This is a genomic window from Alistipes indistinctus YIT 12060 (assembly GCF_025144995.1).
Lineage (GTDB): Bacteria > Bacteroidota > Bacteroidia > Bacteroidales > Rikenellaceae > Alistipes_A > Alistipes_A indistinctus.
In genome coordinates this window covers 2,051,553-2,075,592 of record NZ_CP102250.1, presented here as the reverse complement: position 1 = coordinate 2,075,592, position 24,040 = coordinate 2,051,553, and the positions used below count along the sequence as shown (strand labels likewise).

Below are 24,040 nucleotides of genomic sequence, written 5' to 3'. Positions count from 1 at the left end.
CGAAGCCCGAAGAAACCGGGGCGCAGGAGATACGGCCAAACGGTAAAGACACGGATCACTAAAACGATTGAACGGATAACGAGCGATGAACGAACTGGGTGAAATAACGGATAAAATCGTACAGCTGTTGCAGTACGACCCGGTCTCGCCGCTGATTTTCAGCAGCGGGCTTTTCCTGTTCCTCTTCGGCGGGTTCACCTTCTTCTACCAGTTCATGCGCCGCGAGGTGATGCTGCGCATCGTCTACGTCACGCTCTTCTCGCTCTACTTCTACTACAAGACCAGCGGCTTTTTCTTCCTGCTGCTGATAGCCGTATCGGTCTCGGACTTCCTGATCGGCAAAGGAATCGCACGAAGCGACAGGCAGGGCCTGCGCAAAGGGTTGCTCGCGCTGAGCGTCGCGCTCGACATCGGCCTGCTGATCTACTTCAAATACACGAACTTCTTTATCGGCATCGTAAACGGACTGAGCGGACACCACTGGCTCGACTTCCAGAACATCTTCCTGCCGGTGGGCATCTCGTTCTTCGTCTTCCAGTCGATCAGCTACACGGCCGACATCTACCGCCGGCGCATCGAGCCGCTGGGCATGTGGATCGACTACATCTTTTTCCTGTCGTTCTTCCCGCAGCTGGTGGCGGGCCCGATCGTACGGGCGCGCGACTTCATTCCGCAAATCCGCCAGAATCCGCTGACGGTCACGCGCGAAATGTTCGGTACGGGTATCTTCCTGATCCTGTCGGGCCTTTTCAAAAAGGCGATCATTTCGGACTACATCAGCCTCAATTTCGTCGACCGCGTGTTCGACGACCCGCTGCTGTACAGCGGCTTCGAGAACCTGATGGGCCTTTACGGCTACGCGCTGCAGATCTACTGCGACTTCTCCGGTTATTCGGACATGGCCATCGGCATCGCGCTGCTGCTCGGCTTCCACTTCAACAAGAACTTCGACTCGCCCTACAAGTCGGCGACGATCACCGAATTCTGGCGGCGGTGGCACATCTCGCTGTCGAGCTGGCTCAAGGACTACCTCTATATCTCACTGGGCGGCAACCGCAAAGGACACCTGCGGACCTACCTGAACCTGATCGTCACGATGCTACTGGGCGGCCTGTGGCACGGCGCGGCATGGCGCTTCGTGTTGTGGGGCGGCTGGCACGGCGCCTCGCTCGCGGTGCACAAATGGTTCATGGCCCATGTGCCGGGCTTCAAGGCGCAGGGTGCCGACATGCCGCGCTGGCGGCGGATCATCGGCATCGTCGTGACGTTCCACGTCGTCTGCTTCGGCTGGATCATGTTCCGCGCCAGCGACCTGCAGACCGCCCGGAATATGCTGTCGCAAATCTTTACCGACTTCAAGCCGGAACTGATCCCGCAGGTCGTCTCGGGATACGCCGCCGTAATGGGACTGATGGCCGTGGGTTACCTGCTGCACCTGATGCCGGTGCGGAGCGAACTGTGGGCTCAGCGCACCGTGACCGAGTCTCCGCTGCCGGTGAAGGTGGTGACGATCGCGGTACTGGTCTGGGCCGTGATGCTGATCAAGTCGGCCGAGATCCAGCCGTTTATCTATTTCCAATTCTGATCGCGGAGACGCCGAAAACCGCCCCCGTACGCGACAGCAAGCAACTGTACCCCCTCATTTAAACTTCCGGTTAACAGTAGGTTAACAAATGCTTATATCCGGCCCCTGGGAGGGGAAAGTTCCGGAAATATTTGTTATCTTTGGGTAATTATCTGTTATTAACCAAGATAACCTGCAAAGCCATGAAAATGAAAAAACTGCTCATCCCGCTGTTTCTCTGCTGTGCGGTCGCGCTACAGGCCCAGCCCGAAGTGCGTCCCGGCAACGAAACGCCCGAATTCACCGACCACTTCTATACCCATACGCGCGACCTGATCCGCGTCCCCGACATTCCGGGGTACACGACGTTAAAATGCGACTTCCACATCCATTCGGCCTATTCCGACGGCAGCGTGTGGCCCGACGTGCGGGTCAACGAGGCGTGGAACGAAGGACTCGACGCCATCGCGATCACCGAACATATCGAATACCGTCCCCGGGTAAAGGAAGGGCTAGTCTGCGGCGACCAGAACCAATCCTACAAGATCGCCGCCGAAGCGGGCGAACGGATGGGCATCCTGGTGGTACCCGGAGCCGAGATCACGCGCCAAAAACCCTTCGGCCACATGAACGCCTTTTTCCTGACCGACGCCAACGCGCTCGACACGGACGATCCGGTACAGGCGGTGGAAAACGCCGTGAAACAGGGAGCGTTCATCATGTGGAACCACCCCGGCTGGCCCGACAGGCAGGTCACGATGTACGACGTGCACCGCAAGCTGATCGACGAAGGCAAAATACACGGGATCGAACTGATCAACGGGCCCGAATACCATCCCAAAGCGATCGCATGGTGCAAAGAGAACCGCCTCGCTTACATGTGCGGCTCGGACGCACACCAGCTCATCACCGGCAAGTACGGCCTTTCGCGCATGCCGCGCCCGATGACGCTCGTCTTTGCCAAAGAGCGTTCGGTCGGGGGGATCAAAGAGGCCCTGTTCGCCCGCCGCAGCGCGGTGATGTTCCACGACCTGCTGATCGGTCCCGCCGACCTGCTCCGCGCGCTGATGGACGCGTCGCTCGACTACCGCCGTTTTGCACGTGACGACAAAAATAAAACCACCACGTACGACGTAACGAACAATTCGGATATCTCCTACAAGGTGGTTATCGACGAATTGCCGGTGATCCTGCGGGCCAACTCCATCACGCGTATCAGGATTCCCGACGCCCAGCGCACCACACCGGTACTGAACTGCCTGATCACGGCCGATGAAACGCTTGAAGCGCAACTGCCGGAAGCCCGTATCCAGTAAACCCGCGCCAGGCAACACAGGGACAGCACGCCTGCCTCCGGGAAACAGGTCAAACAGTAACCGCACAAAAAGCCATCTTCACATGCCTGGGGTATTACATCCAAGAGTGTGCCAACGGTTTTACCGGGCCCCGCTCCGGAGTACGAATCCCTGCCGGCTAGCGGCAGGGATTTCGCTCTCAGAGTAACCCTTTCGCTTTTATTTCGTATATTTGGATTGCTTTTGCCTCCGGCAACGGCGGACAACGTCCGCCCGGAGGCACCGCAACAAACAACCATCAGCCATGTGGCAGCAAATCCTGCATATCGACCAGCAACTGTTACTGGCCCTGAACGGAAGTTGGGGCGGTTTCTGGGATACGTGCTTTTATATCGTCACGGCGCGCCTGACGTGGATTCCGCTCTACGCGGCGATCCTCTACTTCGCATGGCGCAAGATCGGGACGCGTAACCTGCTTTGGATGCTCGTCTGCCTCGGCGTGGCGGTAATCGCAGCCGACCAGATCTGCAACTTTTTCAAGCACTATACCCCGAAGCTGCGCCCGTCGCACACCCCCGCGATCGAACAGTTCGTGCACACGCTGCACGGCTACCGCGGCGGCCTGTACGGCACCGTATCGGCCCACGCGGCGGTGAGCTTCACGATCGCGATGTTCAGCGCACGGCTCTTCTCTCGGAGCTGGTACACCTGGACGATCATGCTGTGGGCGGCGCTGGTTTGTTACAGCCGTATCTATGCGGGCCTCCACTACCCGATGGACATCCTGTTCGGTACCACACTCGGGTTGCTGCTCGGAGCGGCGGCTTACCGGACATACCGCAAAGCGACGGCCCCCCGGCCGGAAAAAGGGGATGGAAACGCACCGGCCTCCTCCCGGGAAACGCCGAAAAGCCTTAACGATCCAAACGCATGACCCTCTCCGAACAATCCGCCGCACTGCGCAGGCGTCTTTACGATAACCGGCACTGGCTGCCGCTGCTGCTCTACCCAGCCGCACTGCTGGCGCTGCTCATCGCACGGCCGTTCAACATCATTCCCGACTCGTTCGTTTTTACGCTGCTCTGTGCGGTGATTTCGCTCTCGGGCGTGGCGGTGCGCGTACTGACGGTCGGCTACCTCCCCCGAAAAAGCGAAGAAGAGGTCGAAAGCGGCGTCCACAGCACGACGCTCATCACCCAGGGCATGTACTCGACCGTCCGCCATCCCATTGCGCTGGGCAACCTGCTGGCCTGGTACGGCATCATCCTCTACGTGGGCGTAACGTGGTTCATCATCGGGGCCGCGATGCTCTATACGCTGTTCACCTACCTGGTGCTGATGAGCGAGGAAGAGGAGCTCAAACAGCGCTTCGGCGAGCGCTACACCGACTGGGCCCGGTACACGAACGCGCTGATCCCGAACCGCAAGCTGTGGGTCAGCAACCGCTACCGCTTTTCGCTGATGCAGGTCATCCGCCGCGAATACGTCGGTTTCTTCTGCCTCGTGCTCGCTTTCGTAACGATCAACCTGATCCGGAACCGCGTGATCGAATTCACATGGGGCCTCTCGCCGCTGTGGAGTACGGTGGGAGCCATCACGTTGCTGTTCACGATCTTCATCCGCGTCATCATCAAACTGATCAACAAATAAGCCCTCTCTCCATGACAAGAGTTCTACTCACAGCAACCCTCGCGGCCGGTTTACTGGGTTTCGCGCCGTCGGCCGGGCATGCCGGCTCCGGAACCGGAACAAGGTCCGGTGCTGCAACTGTAACCCCCCCCCGGACTGCGAATCAGGCAAGGATAGACGCGGCAGCTGCCGCACAGGCAAACGGCATCCAGCGACCAGACAGCCGACCACGGAACACCCCGCAGCAGAACGCTCCGCAACAAAACACCCGGCAGCCGGACAGTTCCAAACCGCAACGGGGGCTGCACTCCTCCCGGGGCATGCATCCGGGTCCGGCCGTTCCTCCGTGGGCGACGGCGCAACCGTTCACGATCACCCCCTCTCCGGCACCCGGGCAACTGCGGATGCCGTGGCGCAACTGCGTCGCCGTGGGAAGGGCCTACCTGCTGCTGCGGGCCGACCTGCTCGAACAGTTCGCCGCGGCGCAAAAAGAGCTGGGCTACCGCTACTGCCGCTTCCACGCGCTGTTCGACCGCGACATGGATGTAGTCGAACGGGCGAAAGACGGCTCGCTGACCTTCAAGTGGCACCAGATCGACAAGATCTACGACGCGCTGCTGGCGATGGGCATCCGCCCGTTCGTCGAACTGAACCCGATGCCCGACGCGCTGGCTTCCGGCACGCAACAGCTCTTCTGGTACAAGGCCAACGTCACCCCGCCGCAGGATTACCGCGAATGGGAACTGCTCGTGCACGAGTTCGCGAAGCACCTGGTGCGGCGCTACGGACTCGACGAAGTGCGCAAATGGTATTTCGAAGTGTGGAACGAACCGAACCTGTCGGGATTCTGGTCGGGTACGAAAGACGAGTATTTCAAACTCTACAAAGCGAGTGCAGACGGGCTCAAATCGGTGGACAGGGGCCTGCGCATCGGCGGCCCCGCCTCGTCGAAGGCCAACTGGATCCAGGACATGATCGACTACTGCACCGACAACGGCGTACCGCTGGACTTCATTTCGACGCACCTCTACCCGCAGGACGAACAGGTCGACTACCCCGACCGCAAAGGCAGCCCTTACGGCGTAGGCGAGTATTTCCCCGCGAAGATCAAAAGCGTGAAGGAGATCGTCGCGAACTCGAAGTGCCCCGACCTGGAGATCCACTGGACCGAATGGAACACGCAGCAAGCTCCGTCGGCGGACAAGGTTACGTGGGGGGACAACCGGTACGTGGACGACCTGCACGCCGCCGCGACGATCGTGCGCAACTGCGTCGAGACCGACGCCGATGCACAGACGATGGCCTACTGGGTGCTCAGCGACATCTTCGACGAGGGATCCATTCCCGACGCACCGTTTTCATGCACCTACGGGCTGATGACGATCCACGGCATCCGCAAGGCAAGCTACAACGCCTTCGCACTGATGCGACGCATGGAAGGCGACCTGATGCAGGTCGCCTCTCCCGAAGCCATACAACCGGGCAAAGGCATCACGGCCACCGAAGAGGGCGACATCGTCCGGGTATTGGCCTGGAACCAGAATTTCGTCGAGCTGAATAAAGCCGTCCCCTTCAACGCCGCCATTACCCTGCCGACATTGAAAGACACCGCTTACATCATTACGCGCGCCACGATCAAAGAGGGCGACGGAAGTCCGTGGGAAACCTGGGTCGCAATGGGACGCCCGCTGAACCTGACGCCGGTACAGCAGAAATTGCTCGAAGCGGCCTCAGTACCGGAATACAGCCTCGTACAGGACTACACGGCAGGACCGGGGGGCTTGTCGCTGAATTGCTGCCTCGCACCGGGCGAAGTGGCTTTCTTCGAGATTACGCCGCGCGCATCGGGCTACGGCCGCAGCCGTATCGACGACGCGGAATTCCGCATCTGGGACAAGGCCATGGGCGACCGGTCGAAGTAACAGCGCAATCCAGCAACGGGAACGACAAACAAAACGGCACAGGAAACGGCGGACCGGAAGAGTCCAAACGCATATTCCGCACCCGGGCAGGCGTTCCGGCAGGAATTACAGTTCCGGACCCGACGTCGGGTCCGGTGCCGGCGCCGACTCTGTTTCGGATTGCCCGTTCACCTCGTTGCGGCGCTTAAGCTCAATTCCTTCGCTCTTCATATAGCGGTAGAAACTGCGCACCTCGAGACCGCTTACCGCGCAGATTTCGCGCACGCTCATGCCGGAACTCCGGTAGAGCATCACTCCGGCCCGGTAGCGCTTGAGCCGCTCGGGCGGGCTGCCTTTGGGGCGCCCTACCGACTGCCCCGAAAGTTTGCGCTGGCGAAGCGCCTCTTTCGTGCGCTCCGAAGTCGACCGGGACATAAATTCGAGTAATCCGCCGATCAAATCCATCCAATTGCATCCTTTCGCCTCCATATCGAGCCACGGATCGGACTGCGAGCGCAGCGAAGCCCCGCGCGAAGCTACTGCATAAAGTACCCGCAGCAATCCGGATACACTCGTACAAACATCCCCGAGTGAACAGACCTCCAACCGCTCGCCGGCACGCAACCGCTCCACGACCGTCATACAATCCGCACCCACCGTGATCCGTCCGAGCGGGACACCGGCAGCACAAAGCTTGTCGATGTCCTTGCGAATCATCTCTGCATTGATATGATATTTAACAAACCCTTTCCGTCCCGATACTTCTCCTTGCCGATGTACTGCCCCGACTCGTTTCCGGGGGGCCGACGGGGCGGAGTGATCATTCCGTTCCATAGCCTACAAGTAGTATTTACTACACTAATTATGTGCATTTTACATATGCACCATCTGGTTAAATAATACGTTTAACCTTCCTTCTTTAGTATTTAATATACTAAATTAACTGTACAATTCCATCGAATTATTAAAAATATCAATATTAGCGTTCCATCACGATTTCTTCCTTGTTCTTTGTCAGGAATTTCTGTCATAAAAATCAAACGGGACAAAAATATACGTTTTTGCCCTACACAAGAAGTGCCGTTTTTGGGGGAGGCGGGAACCCGTTTTTTAGGAAGCCGCAGCGTAGACATAGCCTTCACCTGGCAGCCCGGCAGGAATCACCGTCCCTGCGCCGGTACCGACTCCACTACCTGCGCAGGTTCGGTTTCGGAGCGAGCGTCTTCCCCCTGCCGGCGCTTAAGCGGAATCCCTTCGCTTTTCATATAGCGGTAGAAACTGCGCACCTCAAGACCGCTTACCGCGCAGATATCGCGCACGCTCATGCCGGAACTCCGGTAGAGCATCACTCCGGCCCGGTAGCGCTTGAGCCGCTCGGGCGGGATGCCTTTGGGGCGCCCTACCGACTGCCCCGAAAGTTTGCATTGGCGAAGCGCCTCTTTCGTACGCTCGGAAGTCGACCGGGACATAAATTCGAGTAATCCGCCGACCAGATCCGTCCAATTGCACCCTTTCGCCTCCATATCGAGCCACGGGTCGGACTGCGAATGCAGCGAAGCCCCGCGCGAAGCTACTGCATGAAGTACCCGCAGCAACCCGGACACACTCGTACAAACATCCCCGAGCGAACAGACCTCCAACCGCTCGCCGGCACGCAACCGCTCCACGACCGTCATACAATCCGCACCCACCGTGATCCGTCCGAGCGGGACACCGGCAGCACAAAGCCTGTCGATGTCCCCGCGAATCATCTCCGCATGGACGTGATACTTAACAAACCCATTTCGACCCGACACGGTTTCTTGCCGATGTACCGCCCCGACCGGTTTGCGGAGCGCCGGTGACCCGGGCCGATTATTCCGTTCCATAACCAGCAAGTTTTATCGTATTAAACTTATTACATGCATTTTACATATATATATTATGGCTAAAACGTACGTTTAATCTTTGATTGACAGCTACTAATATACGAATTTCCCCGTATAATTCCATCGGCTTGTTAAAAAGATCAGCGTCAATTTTTTGCCGGAGCCCCGCCCCGCATCTTTCCGGGTGATGTATACGGCAACAACAGTATATGTTAAAAACGTACATTTTTCCCCCATAAAAAAGCGGCTGTTCAATCCGAACGGCCGCTTCTGTTTTCGGGTGCCCGCAGAATGGGCGAGAAGGGATGGGACTTTATCCGAAGAGCGCCGCCCGGCAAGAATCATCTGGCGGAAAAACGCGCACCAGGCAGGCATAATCCGGACCTGCGATCGAACCGAGAAAGATAGTTGCCGAAAACTTCCGGGGCCGGAACGTCAGCATCAAAACGGGCATCAGAATCGGAACCAAGGCCTGAATCGAAACTGGAATCAGAACTGAAATTATCCCATCTACAAACAAAAAATCCCCGCACTTACGTGCGGGGAACGGCATGGACAAAAAGAAAAATTTGGCGGAGAAAGCGGCTCTCGAACTTATATATTGTTCGGTTTATCACAATTTCGCAATATACTATTTTAAAGATACTTGCAAATATAACTATTTTATAAAATCCAGTAAAATTTATTATGATATATCAAAAATGGTCCCTACTTTTGTAGGGGAGGGACCAACTTCTCACCCGCTCGTTGTGCCCCTCTGAAATACTCATACGAAGATAGGGATAATGGTAGCAAACCTAAACATCAAACGCAGTTATCTATTCTTTCCCGACAAGGAGAAAGAGGGCGACGGATACAAGCCGGACGCAAAACTCCGGTTGCGTGTTCGTTGGTCGGGTCATAAAGTCGATTTCAATGTAGGGTACCGAGTGAAACTAAGCCAATGGGACACACCAACCCAGCGCTGCCGGGTAAAGACTACCAATCTGCAAAAGCAATCCGCCACCCTGATTAACGGGGTGATACAAGCTTTTGAAACAACAATAGACAGCGTTTTTACCTCTTTCGAGCTGGAGGGAATATCACCTACACCGGATCAGGTTAGGGCGAAATTTAACCTTTTATCGGGCCGGACAAACAATACAGAAGTACAAACGGACAAAACGCTGTTCGACTATTTCGATGATTTTACCCGCGAAATGGGGAATATCAACAGTTGGACATCAGCAACCTATGCAAAATTCGCCGCCGTTCGCCACCACCTTGAAACCTTTAATGCCTCTTTGCAATTTGCCGATCTGACAGAGTTCGGATTAACTCAATATGTCAACTACCTGAGAGAAGTTAAGGGAATGCGGAATACGACCATAACTAAACAACTCGGATTCCTAAAATGGTTTTTGCGCTGGGCAACCACAAAGGGGTATTGTCAGACGCTCGACTACATCAATTTCAAACCGAAGCTAAAGACAAGCGAGAAAAAGATTATTTTCCTGGACTGGCCGGAACTAATGACCGTCTACAATTATCCGTTTACCGATAAGCAGAAGACCCTCGAACGGGTACGGGATGTATTTTGCTTCTGCTGCTTTACGTCGTTGAGGTATTCCGATGTGGCGAACCTGAAACGGTCGGATGTGTTCGACAGCTATATTTCCCTTACGACGATTAAAACCGCCGACAGCATTAAGATCGAGTTAAACAAGTATTCCCGTGCGATCCTCGACAAATATGCGGATCAGCAGTACCCAGGCAATTTAGCCCTGCCGGTAATCAGCAACCAGAAGATGAACGATTACCTCAAAGAGGTTGGAAAAATCTGCGGGATCGATCAGGCGGTAACAATCACGTATTACCGGGGAAACGAACGTATCGACGAGGTTTATCCCAAATACGAACTGCTGGGAACCCATGCCGGCCGCAGGACGTTTATCTGCAACGCCCTGATGATGGGTATAGCTCCGCAGGTCGTGATGAAATGGACGGGGCACAGCGACTATAAAGCGATGAAACCCTATATAGATATTGCTGATTCCGCAAAGGTCGAAGCAATGAAATTGTTTGATGAAAAGACAATTACAGTTAGCAAGTAGTGAAAACCTCGAACGATTGATCAAATATTACAAATACAAATACGCGTACAAGATGAATACAGGGTTAACGCTTTATGACATAGAGCAGTGGTTAGTCGAATACAGTATTGCAATTAATGAAATCGTTTGCTTGTATAGTAACGAAATTCAACCGCCAAATAAAGAGATTGGCGATGCGATTGAATGGATTGGCAATTCATACGCTAATATGTGCACATTTATACCCGTGAAAGACGGAACGCGCATTTGCAGCCTTTATCACGCTACTCATTTTTGTTTCACCGAGATAGAATGCCTGGTAGCTAACCTAGATAAAGAAAACAGAATCCCGTTTATCATGGGTATAACAGATTTTTGTGGAGAGTTAATAAGCGAATACGATTTTTTTAACGGGGGGCGTGGTTGTATCTACGATGTAGAAAAACAATGGGGGTACAGGTTCGATGCTTCTTTTAAATCATTGGCACATGATTTAGCGGAGAATGCTAAATATTTCGTCACCCATTTTACTGAAATGTGTAGCAGATACGGCATAGAACTAGCAGAAGATATACTCGCTGCAGTCCCGGCGAAAATTGGGTCTGCGCGTTTAAAAGAAATGCGAACAGGACGCGTAGTATATGATACCATGCCCTCCACACATCGCCGGGCTGCTGTTATGGCACTAATCGACAAATCCGGGCTTTGCAAAAACATAGATCGGACTAAAAAGGCCGCATTCGTCGAAGCTGTAACAGGCGGGAATATCAACGCAAACCCGAAAGATTCCGTATCGTACAAGAAACCCGAACAAAAAGCAATTGACGCAGCATCCGAGCTACTGAAAACGATAGGAATAGAGTAAAAAACATACTATAAAATACTAAACGCACGGCAAAGTCCGTGCGTTTTCGTTTTTGCGCCCCTTGCAAATGATTGATAATTAGATTTATGTAAATTTAGGACGTCCGACATTTAGTCCTACACTACTATTATTCATCTCTTTGCATTATCAAATTTGATTTAGCGGAATAGCTAACCGCAACCTATGTTGAATCAAAAAATGATACTGCAATGTATGCGAATATTACAGGGGAAACGCCTATTGCGGCTCTGACTGTTTCTCAGCTTATCGATCTGCTGGATAAGCATAAATCGGCGCCGGCAGCACCTATCGCCCCGGCCCGTGATTATACGCAAGGTTATGCGTACGGGCTCAAAGGCATCAGCAAACTCTTCGGCGTATCCCACGCCACCGCCCAGCGTTACAAAGACACGTTCCTAAAACCGGCTATCCGTCAGAATGGCCGTAAGATCGTCGTTGACGTAGCAAAAGCCCTCGAACTGTTCGATGAACACGCTAAAGGATAGGAGGACTCGGCGATGAAAGACAAAAGAAAAGCCACTCCCACAAGAAGCGGCAATATCTTGGCAGGTGAACAAATTTCTTACTGCAAATATAATCACAGATCAGGAAAAAGCAAGCGGAAAATTCATTTTTCCGACACCCAGTCCCAGGCATTTGCAGCTATTCACAGGCTGCACGAAATCGAAATGCGGAAAGCCCGCAAATTCTTTCTTGAACACCCTACCCGTACCTACTCCCGCGTTGATCTCGTTGAGGTATTGGAACAGCCGATAAACCACATTACGCGGATTGTGTACGACCTGCTCGATGCCGGATTTATCCGCATAACCGGTAAGGATCGTAATCCCCGTAGCGGGATTACCGTAGAGATGCTGCAACTGACCGGAAAGGAGGCGATACATGGATAGCCGACAACCGCCCGTCCGTCCCTTTACCGGAGATTTTATCGGCCTGCTCCGGTCGGATATACAGCACCGGGAGCAACAGATGGAAGAAAATAACGCCCGTAAGCGGATCGAGGATTTGAACGGCAAAAGCTGCCGGAGGGTTTTATCCGAGCTGTTGGAACAGTTCGACGAACTGGATTTTCGGGAGCGCGCCGGATTGGACGAGGACGCAAAACTGACCCGGAAAATCTTTGTCGTGATTGCCGTGGAGGAGATCATAAGCAAAGCCACCGCCAACAACTGGGGACTTTGCGTCAAGAACGATTTTATCTACCTGTATAACGGCAAGTACTGGCAGCCTATCAACGCAGAAGAGTTTAAACCCTTTCTGGCCGAGGCGGCCCTCAAAATGGGAGTGGCACCCCTCGAGGCCAAATACCACCAATTCAAGGAGGAGATCTACAAGCAGTTCGTATCCGAGGCGAATATGCCGACCCCGGAACGAGTGGCAGGAATTACGCTGATAAACCTGCAAAACGGAACCTTTGAGATCTCCGGGAACGGGCAGACACTCCGGGAGCAGCGCCGGGAGGACTTCCTGAAATATCAATTGCCGTTCGAGTACGACCCTTCGGCCCGGTGTCCTCTTTTCGAGAAGTACCTGCAACGGGTATTGCCGGACACGGATTGCCGCAAAGTGCTGGCCGAATACATGGGCTATATCTTCACAACCGGACTGAAACTGGAGAAAGCGGCCATCCTGTACGGCAGCGGGGCGAACGGCAAAAGCGTATTCTTCGAGGTCGTAAACGCGCTTATCGGGCCGGATAATATCTGTTCCTATTCCTTGCAGAACCTGACCAAATACGAAGGCTACCAGCGGGCGGAGCTATCCAATAAACTGCTCAATTACGCTTCGGAGATCAACGGTAAACTGGAGGCGTCGATATTCAAGCAGCTCGTAAGCGGAGAACCGGTAGAGGCCCGGCAGATATACGGGCGCCCTTTCGTGATGCGGGAATACGGCAAACTGATGTTCAATTGCAACGATCTGCCCAAAGAGGTGGAGAATACCAACGCTTTTTTCCGCCGATTCCTGATTATTCCTTTCGGGCAAACCATACCGGAGAGCGAACAAGACCCGGAACTGGCGGCAAAGATCATCCGGGACGAGTTAAGCGGCGTTTTCAACTGGATGCTGGAAGGGTTGAGGCGGTTGCTCCAACAACGCAAATTTACACGTTCGGCAATGATCCGGGAGCAGGTCGAGGATTTCAGGCGTGAATCCGACAACGTGGCGATGTTTCTCGACGAAGGGGGATATAAACCCGATCCACAGTCCAGTATGCTGTTAAAGGATTTGTTTTACGACTACCGGTCGTTCTGCTATGAGAACGGGTATACCCCCTGCTCGCTGAAAACAGTATCGAAACGGCTTAAAAATGCCGGGTATAAAACAGAACGCCGAGCACCTGGCTATACGGTTTATATAGGAAAAAGTGTAGAAAGCATGTAGATAAATGCAAGCCGATTCCCCCCGAGAAAAGTTTTTTCTTGCTACACTACGTACATCGATAAATTACTATACACTGATTACCAAAACATTAATCAATATGTGAAATACATTGCTACATAGCACACCGTCTCGCATCATGTACGTAATGTAGGAAATGTAGCAAGAAAAAACTTTTTTCAGGGCACGGCATAAAAACGGAGTTATGACGCACCGATACGAATTGGAAAAATACAAGGGGATACGGAGCCGATACGAGTGCCCGGCCTGCCACCGTAAACGGGTATTTACCCGGTATGTCGATACCCGGACGGGGAAGTGCCTTTCCCCTGATGTGGGGCGTTGCAACCGGGAGGATAATTGCGGGTACCACTACACCCCCAAAGAGTATTTCCATGATCATCCGGAGAATGATTCTAGCGAGATGCGGCGGGATAATTTCGGGAAAGACAGGACAGGGTATGACACCAAGGTTACACCAAGGGGGAAAACTTCGCAACCTCAACGTATAGACTGCATTTCCCAAGAATATATACCGAAGTATCTGGGTACCCGATCTGATTTCGTCTATTTCCTGCGGGGATTATTCAACGAACCGGAAACAGGCCCGATTATCCAACGGCTGACAGGTGAATACTGCCTGGGCTGTACGGACACAGGAGCGGTTATTTACTGGCAAATAGACGGACAGAAACGGGTAAGGACGGGCAAAGTGATGCGGTATAACTCCGAGACCGGAAAACGGTTGAAAAACGGTTGTAACGCGATCGACTGGATGCACGCCAGGCTAAAACGCGATAAGGTTTTGTCCGATGAATGGGAGTTGTCGCAATGCCTGTTCGGGGAACACCTGCTAAAGAGGAGACCGGAGGATACGGTTTGCCTCGTGGAGAGCGAAAAGAGCGCCGTTATAGGCAGCGGAGTAATGCCGGGGTGTATCTGGTTAGCCACCGGAGGGAAATGCAATCTAAAGGCTGAAAAATGCGAATGTCTCAAAGGCCGCAACGTAATCCTTTTCCCTGACCTCGGAGCCTTTGATGTTTGGAAAGAAAAAGGAGAGACGATAGCCCGGCGGGTGGGGTTTACTCTTTCCGTATCCGATACGTTGGAGCGGATCGCTACCGTGGAGGATCGGCGGGATGGTCTCGATATAGCGGATTACATGATAAAGACAATTAAAACAAAAAATTGAAATTATGGAATTTACAAAGACTGTTAACGGTGGGCATCTTCATTTGGACGGAGAAATTATCTGGGAACACAAGACCCCGGATTACATCGAACTCGTTGTACTGACTATTAAACAAGAAATCCCCATAACCTTACGGCAAATGCTGGATTCCGGGGATATTCTGATACAGGTAGATACTGCGTTTGCCGTGGCTGGCGGGTACAACTCCGTCGAACACATGGAGGCCGTAATCGGGCACTCCGCGCCGCGTTGGGTGCGAGCGGAAGGTAAGAGGGCAACACTAAAGCGACACGGGAGGGTGAATTAGGCCTAATATTTCGGCATCACCGCGCGTACATGAAAACAGTTCGAGTTGATTTTATAATAAAGAGGGCGAATGTGAGAAGTAAAAGATCATTATATCAAAGTATTACGCCGAAACCCTGGAGCCGGATATATCGGCAGAACAATTTACGATCATGCCCAAGGAGATCGACGCACGTCTGACGAGGAGCTCGATGGATATGGATGCAGAATGGTAAGTATAAACGACACAAAATATGCAGATGCTCTTGTGCCACATTTCGTAACAGACACAATCTCGGTCCGGAAGCAATATGGATTTGTTGCCAGCTAAAACTACATGCGAATTGCCCAGCAATGGTATGTATGTCAATCCTCCGTCTCAGACGTTTTCGAGCTACCCAAGACTCTTAGGAACAGCAGTTCAGGAAACCTTAAACGGTTATATATTGCGGTCAAAACCATCATCAGCCCACTTTTATCGAGTAGCTATAAAATGCGAACGACCAATGAAAACCGAGCGCACCATATCCGAGACTAATGAGACAGTCTCATCACATGATACAATAAAGAAAACACGAACAATAAACCATAACCGGCTTTCGCAAGGGGCCCAAAAGGGAACAGATTACCATGTAAGATTTAACACTGAACAAGTATGGATAAAATCATTTACGTCAAGGAGCGAATATGTTTAAGATTCCTCGCCCGACTGAAAGAATTATCGAACCTCTCCGGAGAAGTCCGGCAGAAATTCGACCCGCAGATATTGGAGGGATGATTGGATAGTCAGGATGTGTGCTTGCTGCTGAACGTCACCAAGCGTACACTTCAAACTTACCGGGACAAGAAGCTGTTGCCTTATACTTCGGTAGGAGGCAAGTTCTTCTACCGGGAGAGCGACGTTGCCGAATATCTGAAAAATAAAACCATTAAAAGTAAGTAAGTCATGTCTTGGGATTTTTTGAACAGCGGAAGCGAAGAGGTTAAGAAAGTTTTTTCGCAGATCAGTGAAACGGAGAAGGCTTTGCAGAAAGCCTTCGACAACTACCACCCCTCGGTTATGAGTGAACGCAACTTGACCGGGGACGAGGTGTGAGAATATCTACATATCTCGCCCCGCCCGTTACAGAACCTGCGCGACACACGACAATACCTTTTACCGTTATCGGCGGACGAAACGAATCTCTGTCGCATGTCGAATCAATTACCCAGTGTCTCCTTGAAATACTCGATCGTCTTTTGCAGGCCTCGTTCGAGTCCGACGGAAGGGCTCCAGCCGCCGAGCCGCTGGGTTGCGAGGGCAATGTTCGGTTTCCGCTGTTTCGGGTCGTCGCTTGGCAGGGGTTCAAAAGTGATTTTGGACTTCGATCCGGTCATCTGAATGACTTTTTCAGCAAGTTCGAGCATGGTAAATTCGTCCGGATTTCCGGTATTCACAGGACCGGTAAAATCGTCTTCGGTGTCCATCATGCGTATCATCGCTTCGATCAGGTCGTCTACGTACTGGAAGCTTCGGGTCTGGGTGCCGTCGCCGTATATGGTAATGTTCTCTCCGCGAAGCGCCTGAACGATGAAATTCGAGACGACCCGTCCGTCGTTGGGATTCATTCTGGGCCCGTAGGTGTTGAATATTCGGATGATCTTGATCCGTACCCCGTTCTGGCGATGATAGTCCATAAAGAAAGTTTCGGCGCAGCGCTTTCCCTCGTCATAGCACGATCTCAGTCCGATGGGGTTTACGTTCCCCCAGTAGGTTTCCACCTGCGGATGGACGAACGGGTCTCCGTATACTTCGCTGGTCGAGGCCTGCAGGATTTTGGCCTTGGTGCGTTTGGCGAGCCCGAGCATATTGATGGCTCCCATCACGGAGGTCTTCAGGGTTTTGATCGGGTTGTACTGGTAGTGTACGGGCGATGCGGGGCAGGCGAGGTTGTATATTTCATCGACTTCGGCATGGTACGGTTCGATGATATCGTGGCGCACCAGTTCGAAATGGTCGTTTTCCAGCAGGTGGCGGATGTTGTTTTTACTGCCGGTGAAATAGTTGTCCATGCAAATGACGTCGTGTCCTTCGCTTAACAGTCTTTCACAGAGATGCGAGCCTATAAATCCGGCTCCTCCGGTTACGAGTATTCGTTTCATTATTCAGCCAGTTTTTTCCCGATTCTGGTATAGCGGAATCCTTTGTCGGCAAGTTCGTTTTGGTCGTAAATATTTCGTCCGTCGACGATCAGGTTTCCGCGCATGGTTTTTCGGACGGTGTTCCAGTCGGGGAGCCGGAATTGCTTCCATTCCGTGGCCAGTGCGATGGCGTCGGCTCCTTCTGCGGCTTCGTAGATGTTATTGCAATACATGATTTTGTTGCCGATCTTTCTTCTGGCTTCGTCCATGGCGATCGGGTCGAAAGCCCGGACTGTTGCCCCGGCTTCGAGCAGTTTATCGATAATGACCAGTGCCGGTGCTTCGCGCATATCGTCGGTTTCGGGTTTGAATGCGAGTCCCCACAGGGCAATCACTTTTCCGTTCAGGTCAGCTCCCAGTGCCTCTTTGAGTTTATCCGCCACGATCTCTTTCTGGTTTTCGTTGACCGCCTCGACGGCTTCGATTACCCGCATGGGATATCCGTTCTTCCGTCCGGTGTGGCAAAGCGCCTTGACATCTTTCGGGAAGCACGATCCGCCGTAACCGCATCCGGCGTAGAGGAAACGGCTGCCGATACGGTCATCGGTTCCCATGCCTTTGCGTACCATGTCGACATTCGCACCGATACGCTCGCACAGGTTGGCGATGTCGTTCATGAAACTGATGCGGGTGGCAAGCATTGCATTAGCGGCGTATTTGGTCATTTCGGCCGACGATACGTCCATAAACAGGATTGGAAAGCCGTTGAGTAAAAACGGCTTATAAAGGCGCTCCATCAAAGTGCGGGCCTGTTGGGTATCCACTCCGACTACCACCCGGTCGGGGTTCATGAAATCCTTGATGGCCGCACCTTCCTTGAGAAATTCAGGATTCGAGGCTACGTCGAAAGGTATGTTTACGCCGCGTTTCTCCAATTCTTCCCGGATGGCGGCTTTTACTTTCTGTGCCGTGCCGACGGGTACGGTGCTTTTGGTTACCAGCAGGGTGTAGCGGTTGATTTTCTGTCCGAACGTTCGCGCTACATCCAACACGTAATGCAGGTCGGCGCTGCCGTCCTCGTCCGGCGGAGTTCCCACGGCGCTGAAAACGATTTCAACTTTATCGAGAACCGAGGTAAGATCGGTCGTGAAATGGAGACGTCCCTCACGGATGTTTTTTTTGACAAGTTCCTCGAGTCCAGGCTCATAAATCGGCATGATACCGTTGTTGAGCTTATCGATCTTTTTCGTGTCAATATCCACACAGGTCACATTCGTACCCATTTCGGCGAAACAAGTTCCTGTAACCAGGCCGACATACCCGGTTCCAACGATTGCGATATTCATATTAATTGATTTATTTGATGCTCGTCTGTGAATGGTCCACGCATGCCCAAAAGTTCCCTCTCCGCGCTACAGCGAACGTTTCCCGCCAAGCCGGCCCCAGCGGGCCGTCCCGGTCCATACTCCCACATGATCCGTTAACGGCTTGCGCAGGGTCTTCGGCGGGCAGGCGGCTTCGACTATCCTCGGCCCTGTCCTTTCAATGCTTCGATGCAGGCCCTGTTGGCACGCCTTCGCTCACGATCTATGACCCATCCCCATTTATTGAAATACTTGACAATGCTGCCGATGTGGATCAGCAGCATTTTCCTATTTTTACGCGAAGCGGCCTCGTGGACATGTACGACGACCGCATCGGGACAGTACACGGTACGGGTAACGCGGTGGATACGACGCGAAAAATCGATATCCTCGGCGTACATGAAATAGCGCTCGTCAAAAAGCCCCGTTTCTTTCAGCGTCCCGATTCTCAAGAACATAAAGCAACCTGAAAGAAAGGGTACGTTCATCTCGCGGTCGTAACCGGTAAAGCGCAGTTCAAACCGTTCCCTGCTCGCCTTAAAGAAGTCGGCGGGCAAGAATCTCCGTAGGATCAGATCGAAAGGTGTGGGCAACAGCTTGCACAGATACTGCGTCTCGCCGTCGGGATACACGATCTTGGGGGTGACCAGGCCGGCGTCTGGATGCCGATCCATATAGCCGGCGAGGATTTCGATCACGCCCTCGCCGAACCAAATGTCCGGATTAACGATCACATGATAGGCGGCTCCCGCCTCGACGGCCTCGCGCATCGCGATGTTATGAGCTCCGCCGTACCCGATGTTAGCGCTGTGGATATAACGAATACGTTCCGATATTTTTCCCAAAAGACGCAGCGCGTCATTCGACGAGTTATCGACGACGTATATTTTCGCGACCGGACTTTTCAATAGGCAGTCCAGCACTTTCCCGATCTCGGAATAAGAATGATGGTAAGCGACGACCGATGCGGTAATCACGACTGTAAACGCATTAGTATTATTAAAAGGATTTTGATTGATTCTGCCTCGGAGGTAGCATATACCAAAGAATCAGAAAATACGAAGCGAGTTTCTCTCTCTTGTGCAAACGAGCGAGTTTCGCGATATAAGTGTCGCCCTCACATGGCGTTTCAACTGATTCGCGATGCCAATAAGGCCGTTTATGCACGAATAAATCAGCACTGCTCGTCCCGAACGATTGCCAAAAACTGTCCGGCCGAACGCTCCCAAGAGAACCGCAGAGCCGTAGCTGTGCCCGCTTTTGCCAAGGTTTCTCGCAATACATTGTCGTTCAGCAAAACGAGAAGCCGGTCCTCGAGGGCTTTCTCATCCCGGGGAGGAAAAGTCAAGCAGTTCTCACCGGCCCGGACGTACTCGTCTACTCCGCCCGATTCGCTAACGATGCAGGCACAGCCGCAAGCCATGGCTTCAAGCGGAGGAAGTCCGAAGCCTTCCCGCCATGAAGTGGAGATGAATATCCCTGCCTTACGATAGGCATCGGCTATCTCCATATCATTTTTCGGCCGGACAATCTCGATACCCGTAAGATCGAAGGCTGAGAGGTCATCGTGGCTAACGAACGTGACCGGACCGACCCGGTCTCGGACTGCTTCAGGCAGCCGGCGGTATACGTCGAGAAACGTGACCAAGCCTTTCCCCGGGTGCTTCCGGGCAATCAGACAGATGCCCGTATCGACACCGGATCTTCCCGTTGCCGTAAAGATGCGTTGTTCGATAGCCGGATGAACCAATCGCAACGCTACGTCAGTTCGGCCCGCATCCCGGCAGAACCGTTCATGTACGAAACGCGAGTTGAAAATGAACCGGACCCGGCTCGAACGGAACGAGCGCTTGCACAGCCATTTGTATATTTTGAGGAATACGCCGTGCAAAAGCATCCCGTCGTCGAAGATTCGATAGTCATCCGCCTGCACGAAACGCCACTTTCGTTTGGCCTTCAGCCATCCGGCAAACAGGGCGAACAAAGGATCGCTATAGACGGTCGTCCAATCCGCATAACGGCGGTTGGCGTAACGAATCGTCCGCCAAAGGTTAATCAGTTTGCCGATTTTGCCTGAGGCAGTCTTCCCGACCGAAACGAATCGCACATTCCCGCTGACAGCAAACGTATGTTTGTCCGTCGAGTTATTGGGATAGAGCATCGTGATTTCATGATCTCGGGACAGACGGCTGGCGAGCTCGATAAAGACGCGGTTGCCGCCTCCCGTTTTGACCGAAGGAATGATAAAAAGTATATTCATCGCAAAGGTGTAGCTGTCGTCCATAAATCGAGATTGGTCCGATAAGGAATCATGTACGCATCCGACGCCTTAAGCGACAGGAAGCACAAAAGCAGACAGTAGGCCGACGCTATGCCGAGAACGATCGGGCGCGAGCGGTATGTAAACGGCATGGCGAGCCTCGGAAGCAACAGAATGATGAAAATATGGAAGTAGTACGAAATACGCAGAAATACCATGAAATCGTTAAACAGGGTCATCAGCGCCACATAGAAGATAAAACCATTCATGACGACGGTATATTTGACCGCCTCTACGCCAAGCAACTTTTTCCTGAACAGAATGACCGCAAATGCTATCAGCAGCTTCGAGAAATAGCCGAGTCCAAGCGCTGTGGTTTGATTGGCCTCGCTGTAAAGAGTCAGGTACTGGCCGTAGCGAGGAATCATACTTATCAGCCCCTTGAGAGGAAAGATGAAGCTCAATACGAGCGAAAAGCCAAGGATCCCGAACAGCAGCCAACCCGGAAAACGTATGCGGAGCAACCAGTAGAAAGGGAGCAATACGAGCGCTGAAATATGAAATAAAGACGCGGCCAGCACGACGAGCATGTATTTTGTCGGCGACCGGCCGACGATATATCGCGATCCCCAGAAAAAAAGGGCGATAGCTACATACTGTCTGACCAGATTCAAACTTTCGAGGAACGTACCGGCGAATAGGAAAACAAAAAAGGCGAAACAGACGTGAGTCTTATCATAATAGACTGCCGCTTTGTAGACAAAGACGACTACGATAGCGCTCGTAGCCAAAAACATCGTTTGCGGACCAAAACCCAGCCTAGTGAGGATGCCGCAAAGTAATCTGAAGCCAGCCTCCGACTGCGAATATTCATTTCCTCGATAAAGGTCCCAATAAGCTGGAAAATCGATTCCGACGCCATATCGAAGACCCGAGAACACGATCAGCAGGCCCAAGCTCATCCATACGGCGACCGGGATATTGCGCCGGTTACCTATGCAAAGCAATCCCAGAGCAGTAGTGAATACCGATAGATAAACTAACATTCGAGCAAGGTCTTGAACAGAGGAAGCGTGGCGTCGAATGAATACCGATCGAGAAAAAGCCGCCGCGAACCCGTGAGCGCAGGAGATGTAGCAAATGTTCGGATTGCCGAGACGAATTCGCTCGCCGTATTGCAAACTACGATCGAATCCGCACGTTCATAGCCCTCGAGTGCTTCCGCGGTGCCAATGATAGGCTTGTCGTACATCAAGGCTTCTGCGATCTTGACCTTCATGCCCCCTCCTGTAAAAATCGGAGCGATCACAAAATCGGCTCGCGCATAGAACGCCTCCAATGAGGGAGCGCTACCATGCAGCTCTATCTGGGGATGAGTTCCGACAGGAAGCTGGTCCATGCCTTTGCCTGCGATGACCAGCCGGATGTCAACCAAGGGCAATACGTGGGCTATAAACCATTCGATTCCCGATCGGTTGGCGTAGAAATTACTTCCGATGAAAAGAGCCGTACGCACTTTTTCTGTCGCAGTATCTCCGTCTTGCGTCAATCGGTGGAAATGCCTGAAACGATCGTGCAGCGAGATGGGGATGATGCGCAATGCGTGCGGAATACCGTACAGTTTTTCTATCAACTTTCCGTCACGACGGTTCAATGCGACGGTACAGTCAGCATAGCGGACACTTAACTTCTCGTTGACGAAGGCGGGTAGCAGTCTGAATACCGATCCGACATTTCCCGACTGCAGATGGCGTCTGATAAAAGAAAACTCACAATTATGGAAAAACACGATCACCCGAACGTCCGTCCGTTTTTTTATTTTCCGTATCAGCAAGCCGTTCAGCGACGAGTCGACAAAAATATGAGTGTAACTTTGCTGCTTGAGCTTTTCGATGATCCGCCGCTCCCTGCCTAAAGACGAACCGTTTATTCTGAACGTAAATATTACGCGCGTCAAGGCGCTGAGAGCATGCCACAGCCGTTTCACCGGGTTCGCCCTACTATTGACCGTGAACGGAGGCAGTATCTCGCAGTCAACCGCTCCTTCTCCCGCTATCCGCTTCATCGACTCGAGGTTGCGGCTCGCACATTGCCATCCGCCGTGGAGCGACGAGGCTAAGTTCGATGAAATAAAAAGTATTCTCGCCATTGTCATTCCACGCATTTTTTGAGCCGTTCAAGAAATTGCAGCCCATATCTTCGGTCTGGTTCCATATAATTGCCTTCTCCCCACTCGTTCCACGATTTGACAAAAACGATTTTCAGCGAAGCGGGCTTATTCTCTACGGCACGAAGCACCTGCTCGACATGTCGCTCGAATACATCAGGCGTATAATGACTGAAAACCGTTCCTTCACACCCGCTTCGGGGAGTATGGTCCCAACCTGAGTAAATCGTGGGGATGATGTCGTCGCGCGCATCTTCGGGTCCGACAAACCATCGGGCCGCTTCGGCATACCGAAATACGCGAGGATGCTTGAAAAGATTGATCTTGATGCGTTGAACGGCTTTTTTGAAAAACGGCCGACGATTGACGCATTCCATCATTCGGAAAATGCAGGCAGCATCCATACCCAAACGGAGTATTTTCTGTTCTTGTCCTACGTCTGCCTGCCCGACAAAATAGATTCCCGGCAGCCCGTTCTCCCGGGCAAGCCGCTGCCATAGCCCGACAAAAGCCGGCATGTCGGGATGCTGAAGCGGCTTGTAGACCATGAACAAAGGCTTCCCGTCCACGGTAATGTACCGCCTGTCCCGGAAAGCGGGCAGCACGGCATGGAAATGGTCAATGTAATCTTGCTCGCCCAAATAACGCTGTTCGATCAGCGTGTTGCGGTTAGTGAGACCGTGAGCAAAGCCTTTCCATGTCTCGTTGGCCCACGCGAGAGCGAAAGGAAAATCCGGCTCGCCTCTGGCGAGAACTTCGTTGAACGGACGCTCCAGCAGGCGCTTGCCGCCGCCGAACCAATAGTGCCAGTACATAAAGCCTTCGACGCCATAGGATCGCGCCATATCGGCCTGCGCCTGTCTGGTTTCGGGGACCCTCAGATCGTAGTATCCCAGGTCGGCCGGCACCCGAGGCTGATAATGTCCGCGATACAAGGGCTTCGCCTTGCCCACATTGGTCCATTCGGTGAACCCTTTGCCCCACCACGCGTCATTTTCCGGAATCGGGTGGTACTGAGGCAGGTAAAATGCAATGATTCTTGCTTTCACAGCGG

General features: G+C 52.9%; 23 protein-coding genes. 14 read left to right on the top strand and 9 right to left on the bottom strand.

Translation table 11 applies throughout. The annotated features are described in order from the left end of the window. Positions 1-85: 85 nt before the first annotated feature. From NQ495_RS08645 to NQ495_RS08625, 5 genes are all read left to right on the top strand, one after another. Positions 86-1,585: an MBOAT family O-acyltransferase gene (locus tag NQ495_RS08645; RefSeq protein ID WP_009132837.1), complete on the top strand. Its 1,500-nt coding sequence runs from the start codon at positions 86-88 to the stop codon at positions 1,583-1,585. 182 nt (positions 1,586-1,767) lie between these two features. After that, the gene (locus NQ495_RS08640; protein WP_050807926.1) at positions 1,768-2,880 is read left to right on the top strand and encodes a PHP domain-containing protein; all 1,113 of its coding nucleotides are present in this window, start codon (positions 1,768-1,770) and stop codon (positions 2,878-2,880) included. A 283-nt stretch (positions 2,881-3,163) separates the two neighbouring features. Then, positions 3,164-3,793, top strand: a complete 630-nt coding sequence (locus NQ495_RS08635; RefSeq protein ID WP_009132835.1) for a phosphatase PAP2 family protein — start codon at positions 3,164-3,166, stop codon at positions 3,791-3,793. Beyond that, positions 3,790-4,509, top strand: coding sequence for a methyltransferase family protein (locus NQ495_RS08630; RefSeq protein ID WP_009132834.1), 720 nt, complete (start codon positions 3,790-3,792; stop codon positions 4,507-4,509). The genes NQ495_RS08635 and NQ495_RS08630 overlap by 4 nt, the downstream gene beginning before the upstream one ends. Positions 4,510-4,520: 11 nt before the next feature. After that, the gene (locus tag NQ495_RS08625; protein ID WP_009132833.1) at positions 4,521-6,410 is read left to right on the top strand and encodes a GH39 family glycosyl hydrolase; all 1,890 of its coding nucleotides are present in this window, start codon (positions 4,521-4,523) and stop codon (positions 6,408-6,410) included. A 105-nt stretch (positions 6,411-6,515) separates the two neighbouring features. On the opposite strand, the gene NQ495_RS08620 is transcribed toward NQ495_RS08625, so the two are convergent. Together NQ495_RS08620 and NQ495_RS08615 are read right to left on the bottom strand one after the other, a co-directional pair. Beyond that, positions 6,516-7,106 carry a hypothetical protein gene (locus NQ495_RS08620; protein ID WP_040294083.1) on the bottom strand — a complete coding sequence of 197 codons (591 nt, stop codon included), beginning with the start codon at positions 7,104-7,106 and terminating at the stop codon, positions 6,516-6,518. Between the two features lie 443 nt (positions 7,107-7,549). Continuing rightward, a complete protein-coding gene (locus NQ495_RS08615; protein WP_009132831.1) occupies positions 7,550-8,257 on the bottom strand; it encodes a hypothetical protein in 708 nt (235 codons plus the stop codon). A 785-nt stretch (positions 8,258-9,042) separates the two neighbouring features. On the opposite strand from NQ495_RS08615, the gene NQ495_RS08610 reads away from it, so the two are divergent. The 9 genes from NQ495_RS08610 (at position 9,043) to NQ495_RS08570 (ending at position 16,170) form a co-directional block, all read left to right on the top strand. Next, complete coding sequence (locus tag NQ495_RS08610; protein WP_009132830.1) at positions 9,043-10,350, top strand: site-specific integrase; 1,308 nt, start codon at positions 9,043-9,045, stop codon at positions 10,348-10,350. Continuing rightward, positions 10,322-11,194 carry a hypothetical protein gene (locus tag NQ495_RS08605; protein ID WP_040294081.1) on the top strand — a complete coding sequence of 291 codons (873 nt, stop codon included), beginning with the start codon at positions 10,322-10,324 and terminating at the stop codon, positions 11,192-11,194. The genes NQ495_RS08610 and NQ495_RS08605 overlap by 29 nt, the downstream gene beginning before the upstream one ends. A gap of 209 nt (positions 11,195-11,403) precedes the next feature. Beyond that, positions 11,404-11,700, top strand: a complete 297-nt coding sequence (locus tag NQ495_RS08600) for a DUF3853 family protein (RefSeq protein WP_009132828.1) — start codon at positions 11,404-11,406, stop codon at positions 11,698-11,700. A 12-nt stretch (positions 11,701-11,712) separates the two neighbouring features. Continuing rightward, positions 11,713-12,105, top strand: coding sequence for a hypothetical protein (locus NQ495_RS08595; RefSeq protein WP_147512999.1), 393 nt, complete (start codon positions 11,713-11,715; stop codon positions 12,103-12,105). Next, positions 12,098-13,600: a DNA primase family protein gene (locus NQ495_RS08590; RefSeq protein WP_009132826.1), complete on the top strand. Its 1,503-nt coding sequence runs from the start codon at positions 12,098-12,100 to the stop codon at positions 13,598-13,600. Before NQ495_RS08595 ends, NQ495_RS08590 begins: the two co-directional genes overlap by 8 nt. Positions 13,601-13,802: 202 nt before the next feature. Next, a complete protein-coding gene (locus NQ495_RS08585) occupies positions 13,803-14,789 on the top strand; it encodes a DUF6371 domain-containing protein (RefSeq protein ID WP_009132825.1) in 987 nt (328 codons plus the stop codon). Between the two features lie 940 nt (positions 14,790-15,729). Next, complete coding sequence (locus NQ495_RS08580; RefSeq protein ID WP_259801105.1) at positions 15,730-15,852, top strand: hypothetical protein; 123 nt, start codon at positions 15,730-15,732, stop codon at positions 15,850-15,852. A gap of 15 nt (positions 15,853-15,867) precedes the next feature. Next, positions 15,868-16,017, top strand: coding sequence for a helix-turn-helix domain-containing protein (locus NQ495_RS08575; protein ID WP_407650872.1), 150 nt, complete (start codon positions 15,868-15,870; stop codon positions 16,015-16,017). Positions 16,018-16,020: 3 nt separating this feature from the next. Next, entirely contained in the window at positions 16,021-16,170 is a 150-nt protein-coding gene (locus NQ495_RS08570) for a hypothetical protein (RefSeq protein ID WP_009132823.1), read from the top strand. A 104-nt stretch (positions 16,171-16,274) separates the two neighbouring features. Here the strand turns inward: NQ495_RS08570 and NQ495_RS08565 are convergent, their stop codons facing one another. From NQ495_RS08565 to NQ495_RS08535, 7 genes are all read right to left on the bottom strand, one after another. Beyond that, positions 16,275-17,216 (bottom strand): UDP-glucuronic acid decarboxylase family protein, encoded by a 942-nt coding sequence (locus NQ495_RS08565; protein ID WP_009132822.1) that lies wholly within the window; start codon positions 17,214-17,216, stop codon positions 16,275-16,277. Beyond that, entirely contained in the window at positions 17,216-18,541 is a 1,326-nt protein-coding gene (locus NQ495_RS08560; protein ID WP_009132821.1) for a UDP-glucose dehydrogenase family protein, read from the bottom strand. The genes NQ495_RS08565 and NQ495_RS08560 overlap by 1 nt, the downstream gene beginning before the upstream one ends. A 176-nt stretch (positions 18,542-18,717) precedes the next feature. Then, on the bottom strand, positions 18,718-19,536 hold the full coding sequence (locus tag NQ495_RS08555) for a glycosyltransferase (protein WP_009132820.1): 819 nt from the start codon (positions 19,534-19,536) through the stop codon (positions 18,718-18,720). A 197-nt stretch (positions 19,537-19,733) separates the two neighbouring features. Further along, a complete protein-coding gene (locus NQ495_RS08550; RefSeq protein WP_009132819.1) occupies positions 19,734-20,843 on the bottom strand; it encodes a glycosyltransferase family 4 protein in 1,110 nt (369 codons plus the stop codon). Further along, positions 20,816-21,865: an EpsG family protein gene (locus NQ495_RS08545; RefSeq protein WP_009132818.1), complete on the bottom strand. Its 1,050-nt coding sequence runs from the start codon at positions 21,863-21,865 to the stop codon at positions 20,816-20,818. Before NQ495_RS08545 ends, NQ495_RS08550 begins: the two co-directional genes overlap by 28 nt. Further along, complete coding sequence (locus NQ495_RS08540) at positions 21,859-22,974, bottom strand: glycosyltransferase (protein WP_009132817.1); 1,116 nt, start codon at positions 22,972-22,974, stop codon at positions 21,859-21,861. The genes NQ495_RS08545 and NQ495_RS08540 overlap by 7 nt, the downstream gene beginning before the upstream one ends. Further along, a complete protein-coding gene (locus tag NQ495_RS08535; RefSeq protein WP_009132816.1) occupies positions 22,971-24,035 on the bottom strand; it encodes a glycosyltransferase WbsX family protein in 1,065 nt (354 codons plus the stop codon). Before NQ495_RS08535 ends, NQ495_RS08540 begins: the two co-directional genes overlap by 4 nt. Between the last annotated feature and the right edge of the window lie 5 nt (positions 24,036-24,040).